The sequence below is a fragment of the Kitasatospora sp. MBT66 genome (genome assembly GCF_000710405.2).
In the GTDB taxonomy this organism is placed as follows: domain Bacteria; phylum Actinomycetota; class Actinomycetes; order Streptomycetales; family Streptomycetaceae; genus Kitasatospora; species Kitasatospora purpeofusca.
Genome location: NZ_JAIY01000014.1, coordinates 89,838 through 103,778, shown reverse-complemented (window position 1 = coordinate 103,778; position 13,941 = coordinate 89,838). Strand labels below are relative to the sequence as shown.

The window sequence follows — 13,941 nt, the reverse complement described above, 5'->3', positions numbered from 1 at the left end:
ACTCGCGCGAGGGAAGGGCTAGAAGGGAGACCCTCCGTGCCCGATGATCGACTTGAGCATTCCGGGTGACCCCACCCCGTATGCGCCGACGAGCGCGTAGCCGAGCGCGGCCTCACCAGGGGTGAGGGCGGTCCGGGATTCCCAGGAAGCCGTGATCGAGCCCATGGGCGTCCGCTCGAACACGGCCAGCTCAGCCCCGTTCCGGGTGAAGCGGGTGAGGCTTTCCGAGACAGGCGCGAACACGTAGGAGGCGTCGCAGAACTCGACGTCGACGCGGTACGACCTGCGGGTGGCGAACCCTGTTCCAGGAACGACCCGGCCCGATTCGTTCCCCACTGTCAGCACGATCTGCTGCGGGTCACGGGTGCCGATGGGCGATGGGTCACCGGCCACGGACCCTTCGCGGCGCATCATGGTCGTATCCGGCAGGGAGGAGGATCGGACATCGATCACCCCTCGCTCGCGATCCACAGAGATCTCCACCCGTCCGTGGAGTGGGTCACCGATCACCAGGTCCATTCACCCGGCTCCTTTCCTAGCGCCTTCCTGCTGTGCAAGCGAATCATGCACAGTGGGTCAACGGGTCTCGAACGAAAACCCTGCCGTGCTGGAGCTGAACCCACACATCGCGACAGACTGCTCGCCTATCTTCTGCCACGGTCCCCATACGGAGAACGTGACGTCATGGGCATTGTTACGGCCACGCAAAACAGTACATTTGATCACGGCGCGATGCTCCTTCATCTCCCTCGGCCCGGGACTGATGCACCACGAGGTCGCCTTCCCCCGCCCCAGGTCCAGCTCGGCCTTGACGAAGCATGCGGCAGGCTGCGCGGAGGCCGTCGCGGGGACCGCCACGGCAGCGCCGCCCGCGACCACCGCGACGACGGCCACCCTGAAGAAAGTACTGCGCATTTCTTTTGTCCCTCCCGAAAATCTGGCAAACCAGCCGGACCCTGGACTTCCATCGATGGAATCCCGGCTCGTTTTGCACAACCTAGACGCCGCCGGGCGCCGCATTCAAAAACAGGAAGCAACTCAGGAGGCACGCTTCTCCCGCTTGACGGCCGACGCACTTCTGGACAGGTGGTCCGGGCGGATTTTGAGCGGACCGACAGACGACAGTGCCTTGAAGCCGTGGTGGTAGAAGGTGTCGAGGAGCAGCCACCGATCCTGGTTCGCCACCTTCACCGACTGCGGGAAGCCCTGCGGACCCTCACCGACATCGGCAGGCTCCGGCGCGACCCCGTGAGCGGCCTTCGCCTGTCACCACCGGTTCCACTCCGACCGGCTCGGCCTCAGCCACCAGGACCAGGCGCTGCTGGCCCCCTCGCACCGCTGAGGGTTCCGCGGCGGACCGTGGCATGCGTGCGCGCCCCGCGCCGCCCCGGCCTTCGACCCCCCAGGGGGTGTCGAGGGTCTGCGTCGTGCAGGGCCGACAGCTGGAGGCACTGCGGCGGCAGGACCCTTCCCTTCTGCGGCAGATTCCCCCGGTACGCCGGTGGACTTCCTGGCAATCGGTCGCGGCGTGACCGCAGTTCCAGGGGGAACCGGCCAGTGTCAGCGGCATCTCGCATGGGCGCCGTCCGCACGGACCGGGCGGATTTCAGGGTGTCCGGACGAGGCCGCCATCGATGACGGAGTCGCTGCCGGTGACGTTACCCGCCCGGTCGCCGGCCAGCAGCACGACCAGATCGGCGACCTCCTGGGGGAGGCTGAAGCAGCCGATCGCCGACTGCGGGACGGCGGCTCGAGCGATGTCCTCCGGATCTCCGCCCGCCGCTTTCGCGACAGTCGCGGCGACGCCGTCGTCACCGAGCCACAGCGCTGTGGACACAGGCCCGGGGCTGACTGTGTTCACCCGCACTCCGCGCGGACCGACCTCCTTGGAGAGGGCCTTGCAGAAGTTTGAGAGCGCCGCCTTGGCCGCGCAGTAGTCGATGATCGTCGGGTCGGGCAGGAACGCGTTGACCGAGCTCACGGTCACGATTGAGGCGTTGCCGCGCTCGATCAGACGGGGCAGGGCCGCTCGGGCGGTTCGGACTGCGGCGAGAAAGTTGATCGTCAGTCCCTGGATCCAGTCGTCGTCGGTGACCGACAGGAGACCGGTCAGCCGGAGGCGTACCGCGCCGACGTTTAGGTCGACGGACACCGGGTGCACCTGCGGGGCGAGCTCGGTCGGCGGACCGGTGATACCGCGCGCTACCGCGACCACGTTTAGCAGGCGGCGGTACTCGTCGTAGTCGTAGCCCCGGTCGGCGAAGAGCCGCCGGAGCCTGCGGCGGGGGGGTGTCCTCGGAGTCCTCGGATCGGCGGTATCGCGTCCAGCAGGGGCAGCAGTCGGGTGATGTCGTGACGGTTGCCTCCGGTGAGCGTCACGGCGAGCGGGGTGCCGCAACGGTCCACGATCACATAGTGTTCGGGGCCGAGTCGGGCACGGTCGGCGGGTGAGGGGCCGACATGATCCTCCCTTTGAGAGCTCGGACGTGTGAGCCGTCCACGGCGCAGTCGTCCAGGCCCAGCAGGTCCGTGCGGCGCAGTGCGGTCAGCAGTGCGGCATGCCGACGGGGCCAAATGCCGGCCTCGGTCCAGTCCCGCAGGCGGCGCCAGGCCGTGACTCCGGAGCAGCCCACGGCCCGCACGGGGACATCGCGCCATGCGACACCGGTCCGCAGCACGTGGATGATGCCCGCCGGGGCCGCCGCCCGGTCCGGGACCCGCAGTCGCCCGGGGTGGCGGTGGCGTCGTTCGGGAGCGGGCGGCAGCAGCGGAGCCACCCGCCCCCACAGGTCATCCGGGCACAAGAGCAACACGCACCCGGACAGCCTGCCGACCAAGACTCATTTTGAAACGATCAGTTGACCGCGCGCAGGGCGTTGACGATGCCGAAGCCGTAGAACCCGTTGACCCGCTTGCCGCCCACGCAGACGGCGTCCGCGGTGGCCTCACCGGCTCCGGCGGTACCGGCGGCCGGGGCCGTCGGGCAACCCGGGTTGTCCGCCTGGGCCTTGAGCATCGCCTGCAACTGCTCCGGGGTCGCGTGCGGGTGGGCGGACTTCAGCAACGCCGCCACACCGGCGACGTGGGGCGTGGCCATGGACGTGCCCTGCTCGTAGCCGTACTGGTTGTTCGGCAACGTCGACAGGATGCCGCCGCTCTTGGACGGCGTGTCCGAAGCGACGTACTGGTCGCCGCCCGGCGCCGCGACGTCGATCACACCGAGGCCGTAGTTGGAGTAGTACGCCCGCGTGTTCGTGGGGCCGGTCGCGCTGACCGTGACGACGCCCGGCAGTTGCGCGGGCAGGTCCCAGCAGGTGTGCGGGTCGACCGTCCGGCTCGACGGGGTGGAGTCGTCGGGGCTGCCGCCGTCGGTGAAACCGTCGGAGGCCAGGTCGTGGTTGGCGTTGCCGGCCCCGGCGACATTGAGGGTGCCCTTGCGCTGCGCGTAGAGCTGGGCGCGGTCGACCGCGTCGATGATGGCCTTCTGGTCGGGGTCGTCCAGGCAGTTGTACTGCCAAGGGTCCACGTAGTAGCTGTTGTTGGTGATCTGCACGCCGTGGTCGGCGGCGAACACGAAGGCGCAGACCACGCTCTCGGCGTAGATCAGCTGGCGCGGAGTGGGCTGGGAGACCGTGATCCCGGAGACCTTCACCCCGGGCGCTACGCCCGCGACGCCGACGCCGTTGCGGGCCGCGGCGATCGTGCCCGCCACGTGGGTGCCGTGGAAGTAGTTTGGGTCGACCGGCCGCCAGGCGCCGTACGTGGTGTCGGCCTTGCCGCCGGCGCAGTTCGCGGACTGCGAGGGGGAGAAGTTCAGGGCGAGGTCCGGGTGGGTGTCGTCGACGCCGGTGTCGATCACGGCCACCGTGACGTTCCCGCTGCCCGGGTCGATCTTCGCGGCCTGGTCCGCGCCGATCGCCCGCAGCGCCCACTGCTCGGCTTCGAGGGGTTCGGCGCCGCTGCCGGACGCCTTCCCTATGCTCGCGACCTCGGTTGCGGACAGAGGCCGCACCAGGCCCGTGTCGCCCGCCCCCGCCGGGCTCAGCGGCGAGGTCCGCGTGGCCCCCGCCGACTGCACGCCGGGCACCGCGCGCATGCGCCGGGCGAAGTCGGGATTCGCCGAGTGGACGACGATGACGCCGATCCCGTCGTAGGTGACGACGATGCTGCCGCCGGCCGCGGTGACGGCCCGCTGCACCGCTGCGATCGTGCGACGGTCGGTCCTGGTGTTGACCACGTACGCCAGGGCGTTCGCGTCCGCGGCCCGCTCGGCGACCTGCGCCCGGGGAGCCGCCGAGGCCGTCGCGGGGAGGGCCCCGAGCGAGGCGGTCAGCGACAGCACGACCGGTGCGGCCAGGCCGAGCCGGAGTAAGGAATCTATTCGAGCCATGTGCTCTCCACATCATCCGGGTGCGGGACCCGGCCGGGGAACGGAGCGCCGGCCGGACTGGTACGGGACGGGTGGTGCAGAAGTGAAGCTAACCTGCCGCCTCGCGAACCGGCAATGACCTTGCACGAACTCTCCGGAGGCGGCGCGCTTCGGGTCCCCGTACAACCGACCCGCGACTGAGACCACTGGCGATGGGCTGCGGATTCATAGAACGCCCTGTCATTTGCGCAGCTCTCGGGCCCAGCCGCCGCAGGCCGCACCATCCGGATGACCTCTCGGCCACTGCCGGAAGGCCATACATCCCGCAGCGATTGAAGCCAACTACCTTGGCAGCCGCGCCCGGTGGGCGGCAACCAGGTCGCGGTACCAGGCGTAGGAGGCGCGAGGGGTGCGCTGCTGGGTGTCGAAGTCGACGTGGACGAGGCCGAAGCGTTGGTGGTAGCCCTCGGCCCATTCGAAGTTGTCGAGGAGGGACCAGGTGTAGTAGCCGCGGACGTCGATGCCTTCCGCTACGGCGGTGGCGAGGGCGTCGAGGTGGGTGGAGAGGTAGGAGATGCGGGTGGGGTCGTCGAGGCCCTCGGTGGTGGAGCAGCCGTTCTCGGTGATGGTGATCGGTGGGAGGGCCGTGCCGTAGCGGTCGTGGAGGGATACGAGGAGTGCGCGCAGGCCGTCGGGGACGATCGGCCAGCCGAAGGCGGTGTGGGGGACGTCGGGGATCTCGACGAAGGTGAAGGGGAGGTTCGGGTCGGTGGGGGCGGCGATGCGGGTGGGGTTGTAGTAGTTGACGCCGAGGCCGGTGAGGGGGGTGGCGGTGATGAGGTCGAGGTCGCCGGGGCGGACGGCGCCGTCGAGGTCGGGGCCGGTGCCGAAGGCGGTGAGGTCGGGGTAGCGGCCGAGGAGGAGCGGGTCGGTGAACAGGCGGTTGTGGAGGGTGTCGTAGGCGTCGGCGGCGGCGAGGTCGGCGGGCGAGGGGGAGGCCGGTTCGACCGGGGTGAGGTTGTTGGAGATCAGGACGTCGAGGCCGCGCTCGTGGAGGAGGGTGGCGGCCAGGCCGTGGCCGAGGAGTTGGTGGTGGGCGACCGGGAGGGCGTCGAGCATCAGGGCGCGGCCGGGGGCGTGGATGCCGAGGGCGTAGCCGTAGACCATGTGCACGAAGGGCTCGTTGAGGGTGATCCAGGCGGGGACGCGGTCGCCGAGGCGGTCGGCGACGAGGGCGGTGTAGTCGGCGAAGCGGTGGGCGGTGTCGCGGTTCAGCCAGCCGCCGGCGTCTTCGAGGGCCTGCGGGAGGTCCCAGTGGAAGAGGGTGGGGAGCGGGGTGATGCCGGCTTCGAGGAGGGCGTCGACCAGGCGGTCGTAGAAGGCGAGTCCGGCGGGGTTCGCGGGCCCCGCGCCGGTGGGCTGGATCCGGGGCCAGGCGATGGAGAAGCGGTAGCCGTCCACCCCGAGGCCGCGCATCAGCTCGATGTCCTCGGGATACCGGTGGTAGTGGTCGCAGGCCACCGCACCCGTGTGCCCGTCGCGGACGGTGCCGGGGCGGGCGGTGAAGGTGTCCCAGATCGAGGGGCCGCGGCCGTCCTCGTTCACCGCCCCCTCGATCTGGTGGGCGGCGGTGGCGACACCCCAGCGGAAACCGGTGGGCAGGTCGAAGCGGTCCGGCATGGCAGCCTCCCGGATGGAAATATGAGGACTGCTCATGTTACTGGCGCTTCGCCGGGACGCCAGGGGGACGACGGCCCCGGGCGGCCGCCCGGATTCGACGTGGGTCGAAGGGTGTTGGTCGGGCGTGGCGGGACTGCTGAGACTGGGCGTGCCGGCCCGGCCCCGGGCCCACCGATCGCCACAAGCGGCACGCCGCACGTCATCGAGGAGTTCCCATGATCCGTACGTCCATGGTCCGGCTGCGCGTCACCGCCGTCGCCCTCGCCGCCTCGGCCTGCCTGCTCGGGGGCGCGGCCTCAGCCCAGGCCGCGACGACCGGCGCGGGCCGGGCGGTCGCCGCGACCGAGACGGCGAAGTTCACCGGCAGCGGGACCGGGGGCACGATGGGGTCGGCCATCGAGAGCGCGACCAATGTCGCCCTCTCCTACGCCCAGGCCGCCGGGTGGCAGCGCAGCCAGTGCTACCGGCTCGCCTCGGACGTGCGGCAGTCCGGCGGCTGGTTCACCGCGGTGTCCCAGGTGTTCTGCCAGCGCTGACCCGGCTGCGGGCCGCGCCGCCCGGTGGTCAGGCCGTGGTGTCGGCCGTGGTGTCAGCAGCAGGGCCGGCCGCAATGTCCGGGAGGTCGCGGCCGGCCACCGAGCGGAGGTGCTCCTCGAAGAAGCGGCGCGGGTCCCCGCCCATCCGGGTGAGCATCACCAGGGCGGACAGCGCCACGTCGCAGGCCTCCCTGCGCACGTCGTCCCAGTCGTGCGAGAAGCCCTTCCTCGGGTTGACGCCGAGGGCTCCGATCACGGCCTCCGCGACCTCCCCGGCCTCCTCCTGGAGCTTGAGGGCCTGCAGCGTCCAGCGCTGCTCGTCGGTGCGGTCGGAGTGCGTGTCCAACCGGTGCGCAAGGGCGTTGACGATGTCCCAGCTGTCGTTGGTGTCGTTGACGTCGTTGGTGTCGTTCATGAGTCAGGATCCTGGCCCGCGCCGGGGGGAGGGATCAACCCCGCCGGTCAGCCGAGGACGGGGGCGGGAAGGTCCGCGGGTTCGAGCGTGGAGAGCTGGTCAGGGGTGGGGGTGACGGCCTCGGCCATCCGCTGGGCCTGGCGTTCGGTCATCTCCTGGAAGGTCTGGCGGGCCGAGCGGCCGTTGCCGAAGCCGGCGCCGCGCGGGAGCGTCTCGAAGTGGTGCAGCAGCCGCAGGCGCGCCGGACCGGTCAGCTCGTAGCGGTGCTCGCGCGCCTGGTGCTCGACGATGGCCACCAGGTCGGCGGCGGAGTAGTCCTCGAAGAGCAGGGTGCGGGTGAAGCGGGAGGAGAGGCCGGGGTTGGAGCCGACGAAGCGGGCCATGTCGGCCGGGTAGCCGGCGGCGATCACCACGACGTCGTCGCGGTGGTCCTCCATCAGCTTGACCAGGGTCGCCACCGCCTCCAGACCGAAGTCGTGGCCGCCGGACTCGGGGACCAGCGAGTATGCCTCGTCGATGAACAGGACGCCGCCGAGCGCCCGGTTGAAGGCGGCAGCCGTGCGCGGGCCGGTGTGGCCGACGTACTCGCCGACCAGCGCGCTGCGGTCGACCTCGACCAGGTGGCCGCGGCGCAGCAGGCCGAGGGCCTTGAGCAGGCGGCCGTAGAGGCGCGCGACGGTGGTCTTGCCGGTGCCGGGGTTGCCGGCGAAGACGAGGTGGCGGCTGAGCGGCGGCGCGGGCAGGCCGGCCTCCTCGCGCAGCCGGACGGCCTGCATCAGCTTCACCATCGACTGGACGTCGTGCTTGACCCGGTCCAGGCCGACCAGGGTGGCGAGTTCGGCCAGCAGGTCGTCCAGGTGCTCCTCCTCGGGCTCCGCCGTGGGGAGTTCGGCGGGCGCCGAGGCGGGCGGGAGGGGGACGGCCGGCACGGCAGGTGCGCCGGGCAGAACGGGTGCGCCGGGCAGACCGGGCGCGGCGGGCACGGCGGGCGGCTGGTGTGCCCCGACGAAGGCCAGCGGCACGCCGTCGACGTCGCACTGCTCCAGGACGGGGGCCGCCGACCCGTCGCCGCCGAACGCGGCCGGGCAGTCCAGTACCCGGCAGCGGCGCAGCCTCGGCGCGGCGCCGGCCGCCAGGTGCAGGGCGGGCAGCCTGGTCCCGACCAGGTCGCAGGAGGTCAGCAGGCCGCCCGCGCCCTCGGCGAAGTACACGCCGTTGCGGCCGGTGCCGTCGATCCGCAGGCCAGTGATCACCGGGCGGGCGCCGGTCCAGACGACGACGCCGGAGCCGCTGCCGCCCTCGACCGAGCCGCCCTCCACGGTGGCCTCGGAGCCGGAGTCGAGCAGGAGTCCGGCGGCGCCGGAGCCGGTGACCCGGTTGCCGGTCAGCACGGCGCGGCCGCCCGCGGAGACCTCCAGTCCGGCCCGGGCGGCTCCGACGACCGTGCTGCGGTCGATCCGGGTGCCGGCCGGGGAGGCGACGGCGACGCCGGTGTGCGCGGTGTCGATCCGGCAGCCGGTGACGGTGGCCCGGGCCTCGTCGGTGACGGCGACGCCGGTCAGGGCGATCTCGCCGACGGTGCTGTCGGTGAGGCCCAGCACGGCCGAGCCCGCCACGTGGAAGCCGTGCTCGGCGCCCCGGCGGACCCGGCAGTCGGTGAACGCGGCCTCGGCCCGGTCGGAGAGGTGGACCGCGCTGAACCCGCAGTCCTCCAGCCGGCAGTCGGTGAGCCGGGCGCGCGCCGTGCCGGTGGCGAGCAGCCCGTTGGCGCCCGGGGCGGTGACGGTGCAGCCGTCGGCGGTCAGCCGGGCCGCGTCCTGGAGCACCAGGGCGCTGGCGGCGGGGCGCAGCACCCGGGTGTCGGTCAGGTCGGCGTGGGAGTCGCCGCCGAGGTGGAGGCCGGCGGTCCCGGGCGTCTCGATCCGGGTGGTGGTGACCAGGGCGTGGGCGGTGTCCTCCAGCAGCAGCCCGGCGCGGCCGGGCGAGGTCAGCCGGGACTCGGTCATCCGCAGCCGGGACCTGCCGCGCAGCCGGATGCCCGAGCCGGTGGTGGATTCCAGGCGCAGGCCGGTGACGTCCAGCCGGGCGGTGCCGGCGAGCACCGCGCCGACCCCGTCGATGTCGGTGACGGTGGTGGACTCGATCCGGACCCGGGCACCGCCGGACAGGCGCAGGGCGGCGTGCCGGGCGCCGGTCAGGCGGCAGTCGCGCAGCAGGACGGCGGAGGTCCCCTCCTCGCCCTCGCGGAAGTCCCCCGGCTCGGCGCCCTCCGGCCCGCGGACCTCGATCCGGCCACCGGTGACGGTGCAGCGGTCGAGGACGAGGCCGGCCCCGGCGGTGACGGTGACGGCCGGGTCCCCGGGGTCGGCGCCCTCCAGGTCGAGGCCCCGGAGCAGGCAGTCGGGGCCGAGGACGCGGAGCGCCGGGGCGCCGCCCGGCGGGGCCGCGAGCACCACCGTCCCGGGGCCCTGCTCGGCGACCAGGACGACCCGGCGGGCCAGTTCCAGCGACTCCTGGTAGCGGCCGGGCGCGACGACCACGGTGTCGCCGGGCTGCGCGGCCTTCAGGGCGTCGGCGACGAGGCGGTGGGTGCCGCGGCCGCGCGGGCCGACGGCGTGGGTCCGGGTGGTGCGGTGGGGCATCAGGGCTGCTGTCCTTGGATCGGTGCGGGGGCGGGCGGGGTCACGGGGGCGGGCAGGGGCGCCCGGTACCAGGCGGGGTCGATGCTCGCCCGGTAGGCGTTGGTCAGCCAGAGCGAGGTGACGGTCTTCTCGAAGATCTTGAACGGGAGCTGGAGCCAGAACTCGGCGAAGCCCTGGCGGTGGAAGAGGCGGCTGCCGCCGCCGGCGATGATCGCGTTCTTGGCGAGTGCCGCGCTGCTGGCGGTGGTGAGGCCGGCCAGGCCGGCGATGCCGCCGTCCAGGAAGGCGTCCATGCCGCTGAGCACATGGGTCTTGCCGTCGGCGCCGGTGACGCCCCAGACGGAGGCGTTCATGGCGCCGTTGACCCAGCCGACGACTCCGCCGAGCGCCGCGTTGTAGAAGAAGTCGTAGGTGCCGCCGCGCCAGCGGGTCGGGGTCTCGTTGCCCGCCCACTCGTTGGCCCAGTGCTTGTCGTGGTTGTTGGGGTGGCGCCGCTCGTGCTTGCCGCCGTCGACGTTGCCGAACACCGACTTGGGGCCGCCGGCCGCGCTGCCGCGCAGTTCGTGCATGCCGGTGGAGACCAGGCTCTTGACGCCCGCCCCGACCGCCGCGTTGGCGAAGGACTTGAGCACGTCCTTGCCGGTGAAGGGCTTGTTGTTGGCGGCGGCGACGATGCCGTTGACGGCCAGGTTGGCGCCGAACTCCAGGACGAACTCCTGGCCGAACTCCAGCGCGACCTTCTTCGCCAGCACCTTCCAGTACGGCTGGTAGAGGGCCTCGCCGAGCGGGACGACGCCGTTGTGCGCGGCCGGCAGTCCGGGGACGCCGGCGAGGGCGTTCTGCATCCGCGGCACCCGCACCTCGACCGAGTCGCCCCAGGGCAGCCGGTTGGCCTCGCGGACCCGTCGGCCGAAGCCGCGGATCTCGGTGAGCGGGCCGCGGAAGTCGTACTCGTTGCCGGTGACCCGCAGGTTGCCGCCGGGCCCGGTCTCCCAGACCAGGCCGCTGTCGGTGCGCTGGGCGATGATCCGCTGGTGCTGGTCGTAGCGGCGCCACTGGCCGCGCCAGGCGTCCTTCTCCAGGAAGGTGCCGTCGCCGAGCGGCTTGCGCTCCCGGACCACCGAGCCGTGGTCGAACTCCTTCCAACTCCCGGCCGGGTGCGGGGCGTTGCCGCCGGGCACGTACTGGCGCACCCGCAGCGGGCCCTCGCCGAGCGCGAGGTGCGGGGGGACCTCGCGCAGGGTGAGGGCGGGGCCGCCGGCGGCCGGACGGAACTCGTCGCGGAAGTGCCGGGTGCGGGCCGTCCAGTCGTCCTGCCAGGCCCGGGTGTCGGCGTTCCACCAGCGGCGCACCTGCTGCCCGGCGCCGAAGTCGACGGCCGTGCCGTTCGCCTCGTACTTGGCGGTGTGCCAGTGCTGCCCGCCGCCGGGCGGGGCCGCGCCCCGCCAGGAGTCGACCCAGCGGCCGCCGTCCAGCATGTTGCGCTCGCGGAGCAGGGCGCCGCCCGCGTCGAAGTCCCGGAAGGAGTCGTCCCAGGGCAGCCGGGGGTCGTCGGAGCCGCGGAAGGACTCGCGGCGGCCGGTGGTGCGGTTGCCGAGGTGGTCGGTGGCGGTCCAGGTCCACCGCCCGGAGTCCGGGCGGCCGGTGCCGGTGACCTCGATCCGGTTGCCCTGGGGGTCCTGCCAGATGTCGTGGCTGCCGGTCAGGTTGCCGTGCGCGTCCCGCTGGACCCAGGCGTGGGTGCCCCGGCCCTGGACGTTGCCGGTCGCCGGGTCCACCTGGGGCGGCACCCGGTACTCGCGGACCGAGCCGTCCGCGAAGCCCTCCCGGGCGACCTGCCAGTTGGCGCCGCCGTCCGGGCTGAACCGGTCCTGCCACACGGGGTGGTCGCGGCCGGCCCCGGCGGGCGGGACCAGCTCGGCCCGGTAGCCGCGGCGGCCCGGCTCCTCCCAGGGCAGGTGCGCCGGGTTGGTGGGCGGGTGCGCGGGCGGGTTGGCGTGGTCGCCGACCTTGAGCGTGGTGCCGCCGTGCAGCTTCCCGGTGGAGCGGACGAAGCGGCCGTCGGCGCCGAGGTCGACCGCCGCGCCGTCCATGCCGACGTAGCGGACGCCGCCGCCGGGGTTGACTCCGCCCGCCTTGTCCCACAGGAAGACCTGGTAGCGGGTGTCGTCCGCGAGGTGCGCGGCGACGCCCTGCGGCCCGCCGGCGCCCACCAGGTGCCGGCGCACCCATACCGGCGGACGCTGCTCGGACCAGCGGCTGGTGGTCAGCACGGCGTTGTCGGTGGCGAGGACCTCGCGCTTGCCGACCTCCTTGCCGTGCGGGGAGTGCCGCTCCCAGGTCTGCCGCACGCCGCCGCCCTGCCAGGTGTGCTCCAGGAACTGGCCGGCCTTGCCCGGGCCGTGGCCCATCCCCCACTGCTTCTGGACCTGGGTGCCGTCGGCCAGCCGGTCGGTCCAGCCGGCGTCCCGGTGCTGGGTGCGCGGGCCGTGGGCGAGTTCCTGGCCGGCACCGTCGAAGCGGTGCCAGGTCCAGCTGCGGTCGGCGTTGCGGACGGCGAAGGTGTGGCCGGTGACGCCGCCGGTCTTCTGCAGCCCGTCCCGGTACTCGTGCACGGGGTTGCCGCGGTGGTCGAGGTCCCGCCAGCCGAAGCCGGAGGTGTCGTAGCGCCGGGTGCCGTGCGCGCCGAGGCCGCCGGCGGCGTCCCACTGCGTCCAGACCGTGCGGCGGTCGAGGTCGCCGAACAGCAGGGTGTCGGTGCGGCGGAAGGAGTCCAGCAGGCCGCCGCCGGGCAGCACCCGGCGTTCGAACACCTCGACGGGCGTGTAGGTGGAGGAGATCAGCCGGATCCGGTTGCCGCCGCCGAGGGTCTCCACCCGGCCGTGGTGGAAGGCGCCGGTGCCGGCGGGCGGCGGGGCGGCGGCCGCCGGGTGCGGCTGCCTGCTCCAGGTCGCGCCGGCCGCCGGGGTGTGGTCGACGACGTACTGGTGGTCGGTGCGCCGCCCGCCGTCGACGACGTTGAAGCCCTGGTGGGTGATCCGTCCGTCCCCGGGCGCGTGGGCGGTGAACTCGCCGTGCCGCGGGCCGTTCGGCCGGTCGACGGAGACCTGGAGGCCGCCGTCGGCGCGGACGGTGACGGTCCGTTCGGGGACCCGCAGGCCGGCCGCGTCCTCCAGGTGGCCCGGGAGCACGGCGCCGCCGGGGCCGGGCGGCGGCAGGACGGCGAAGGTCCGGTCCGGATTGCCGTCGGGGCCGCGCAGCGCGGTGCCGGTCTCCAGCCGGTGGCCGTCGGCGCCGTAGCGGACGAAGCCGTTGTCGGCCGCCGCGTCGGTGACCTGGAAGCCGCCCCCCGGCCGGTCGGCGGCGGCGAGGTTCGGCACCGGCGTGCCCGTGGCGTCCAGGACCTCCAGGGCGCGCGGGCCGCCGGGCGGGGTGTGGACCACCACCCACTGGTCGAGCGCGCCGCCGCCCGGCGCGTGCAGCCGGGCGGCGTCGTCGGTGAGGCGTCCCGCGCCGTCGAAGACCCGGTAGGAGCCGCCCGGCGCGGTGACCCGCAGACCGGCGCCGTCGGCGGTGACCACCCGGGTGGCGTCCGGCTGGAAGGCGACGTCCAGCCAGGCCGGCTGCCCGGCGGGCGCCGGGTGGCCGGGCGCGGGCACCGGTCGCTCCAGGTGGCCCACCACGGTGCCGTTGCCGTCGAGCAGTTGCCGACCGCCGGCGGTCGGCGTGCCGTCGGCGGCGAACCGCTCGTACGGGACGCCGCCGCCCGGGACGGCGGGCGCGCCCTCGATCCGGAACCCGCCGCCGGGGTGCGCCACCACGCGCTCGGGCAGCACGGCCCCGGCCGCGTCCGTGAGCGCGTGCCCGCCGCCGCCCTGCGGGACGACGAAGCGGCCGCCGCGCACCCCGGCACCGTCGGCCAGCGCCACCCCGCTCTCGACGACGGCGCCCTGCGCCGTGTACCGCGTCGACACCCCGGACGCCGGGTCCGTGACCCGCCAGCCGCCGCCGGCCAGGCCCTCGCCGGACAGACCTGTCGGTCCGCCCGTCACGTCGGTCACCCGCGGCGGGTTGCCCTCCAGGAACCGGGCACCGCGCACCCCGGCACCGTCGGCCAGCGCGACCCCGCTCTCCACGACGGCGCCCTGGGCCGTGTACCGCGTGGACACCCCCGACACCGGATCGGTGACGCGCCAGCCACCGCCGGCCAGGCCCTCGCCCGACAGACCCGGCACCGCCGCACCCGTCGTGTCGGTCACCCGCGGCGGCGCTCCCTCCAGGAACCGGGCACCTCGCACC

10 protein-coding genes and 1 pseudogene are annotated in these 13,941 nt (G+C 73.6%); 1 reads left to right on the top strand and 10 read right to left on the bottom strand.

From position 1 onward, the window contains the following. Positions 1-18 precede the first annotated feature (18 nt). The 7 genes and pseudogenes from BI06_RS34960 to BI06_RS34940 all read right to left on the bottom strand — a co-directional run bounded on the left by BI06_RS34960 (position 19) and on the right by BI06_RS34940 (position 6,049). Entirely contained in the window at positions 19-519 is a 501-nt protein-coding gene (locus BI06_RS34960; RefSeq protein WP_051742606.1) for a hypothetical protein, read from the bottom strand. A 57-nt stretch (positions 520-576) separates the two neighbouring features. Next, positions 577-915: a hypothetical protein gene (locus BI06_RS34955; protein WP_030396202.1), complete on the bottom strand. Its 339-nt coding sequence runs from the start codon at positions 913-915 to the stop codon at positions 577-579. Positions 916-1,038: 123 nt separating this feature from the next. Beyond that, complete coding sequence (locus tag BI06_RS51600; protein WP_157855362.1) at positions 1,039-1,185, bottom strand: hypothetical protein; 147 nt, start codon at positions 1,183-1,185, stop codon at positions 1,039-1,041. 421 nt (positions 1,186-1,606) lie between these two features. Next, positions 1,607-2,152, bottom strand: coding sequence for an SDR family oxidoreductase (locus tag BI06_RS34950; protein ID WP_233290412.1), 546 nt, complete (start codon positions 2,150-2,152; stop codon positions 1,607-1,609). Positions 2,153-2,188: 36 nt separating this feature from the next. After that, positions 2,189-2,813 (bottom strand): annotated as a pseudogene (locus BI06_RS47150) (IS5 family transposase); the annotation flags it as partial. Positions 2,814-2,854: 41 nt separating this feature from the next. Next, entirely contained in the window at positions 2,855-4,390 is a 1,536-nt protein-coding gene (locus tag BI06_RS34945; protein WP_030396204.1) for a S8 family serine peptidase, read from the bottom strand. Between the two features lie 321 nt (positions 4,391-4,711). Then, on the bottom strand, positions 4,712-6,049 hold the full coding sequence (locus tag BI06_RS34940) for a GH1 family beta-glucosidase (RefSeq protein WP_043475060.1): 1,338 nt from the start codon (positions 6,047-6,049) through the stop codon (positions 4,712-4,714). Between the two features lie 215 nt (positions 6,050-6,264). On the opposite strand from BI06_RS34940, the gene BI06_RS34935 reads away from it, so the two are divergent. Continuing rightward, positions 6,265-6,585 (top strand): hypothetical protein, encoded by a 321-nt coding sequence (locus tag BI06_RS34935; protein ID WP_030396206.1) that lies wholly within the window; start codon positions 6,265-6,267, stop codon positions 6,583-6,585. 28 nt (positions 6,586-6,613) lie between these two features. On the opposite strand, the gene BI06_RS34930 is transcribed toward BI06_RS34935, so the two are convergent. Genes BI06_RS34930 through BI06_RS49855 form a run of 3 tightly spaced genes read right to left on the bottom strand, consistent with a single transcriptional unit; the run spans position 6,614 to position 13,901 of the window. Then, entirely contained in the window at positions 6,614-7,000 is a 387-nt protein-coding gene (locus tag BI06_RS34930; RefSeq protein ID WP_043475057.1) for a MazG-like family protein, read from the bottom strand. 47 nt (positions 7,001-7,047) lie between these two features. Next, positions 7,048-9,642 (bottom strand): right-handed parallel beta-helix repeat-containing protein, encoded by a 2,595-nt coding sequence (locus BI06_RS34925; protein WP_043475056.1) that lies wholly within the window; start codon positions 9,640-9,642, stop codon positions 7,048-7,050. Next, on the bottom strand, positions 9,642-13,901 hold the full coding sequence (locus BI06_RS49855; protein ID WP_043475053.1) for a hypothetical protein: 4,260 nt from the start codon (positions 13,899-13,901) through the stop codon (positions 9,642-9,644). The genes BI06_RS34925 and BI06_RS49855 overlap by 1 nt, the downstream gene beginning before the upstream one ends. Between the last annotated feature and the right edge of the window lie 40 nt (positions 13,902-13,941).

Excerpts from the sequence above, each read along its gene's own strand:
- BI06_RS34960 (WP_051742606.1), bottom strand. The coding sequence starts at position 519 with ATGGACCTGGTGATCGGTGACCCACTCCACGGACGGGTGGAGATCTCT.
- BI06_RS34955 (WP_030396202.1), bottom strand. The coding sequence starts at position 915 with ATGCGCAGTACTTTCTTCAGGGTGGCCGTCGTCGCGGTGGTCGCGGGC.
- BI06_RS34935 (WP_030396206.1), top strand. The coding sequence starts at position 6,265 with ATGATCCGTACGTCCATGGTCCGGCTGCGCGTCACCGCCGTCGCCCTC.
- BI06_RS34940 (WP_043475060.1), bottom strand. The coding sequence starts at position 6,049 with ATGCCGGACCGCTTCGACCTGCCCACCGGTTTCCGCTGGGGTGTCGCC.
- BI06_RS34930 (WP_043475057.1), bottom strand. The coding sequence starts at position 7,000 with ATGAACGACACCAACGACGTCAACGACACCAACGACAGCTGGGACATC.
- BI06_RS34945 (WP_030396204.1), bottom strand. The coding sequence starts at position 4,390 with ATGGCTCGAATAGATTCCTTACTCCGGCTCGGCCTGGCCGCACCGGTC.
- BI06_RS34925 (WP_043475056.1), bottom strand. The coding sequence starts at position 9,642 with ATGCCCCACCGCACCACCCGGACCCACGCCGTCGGCCCGCGCGGCCGC.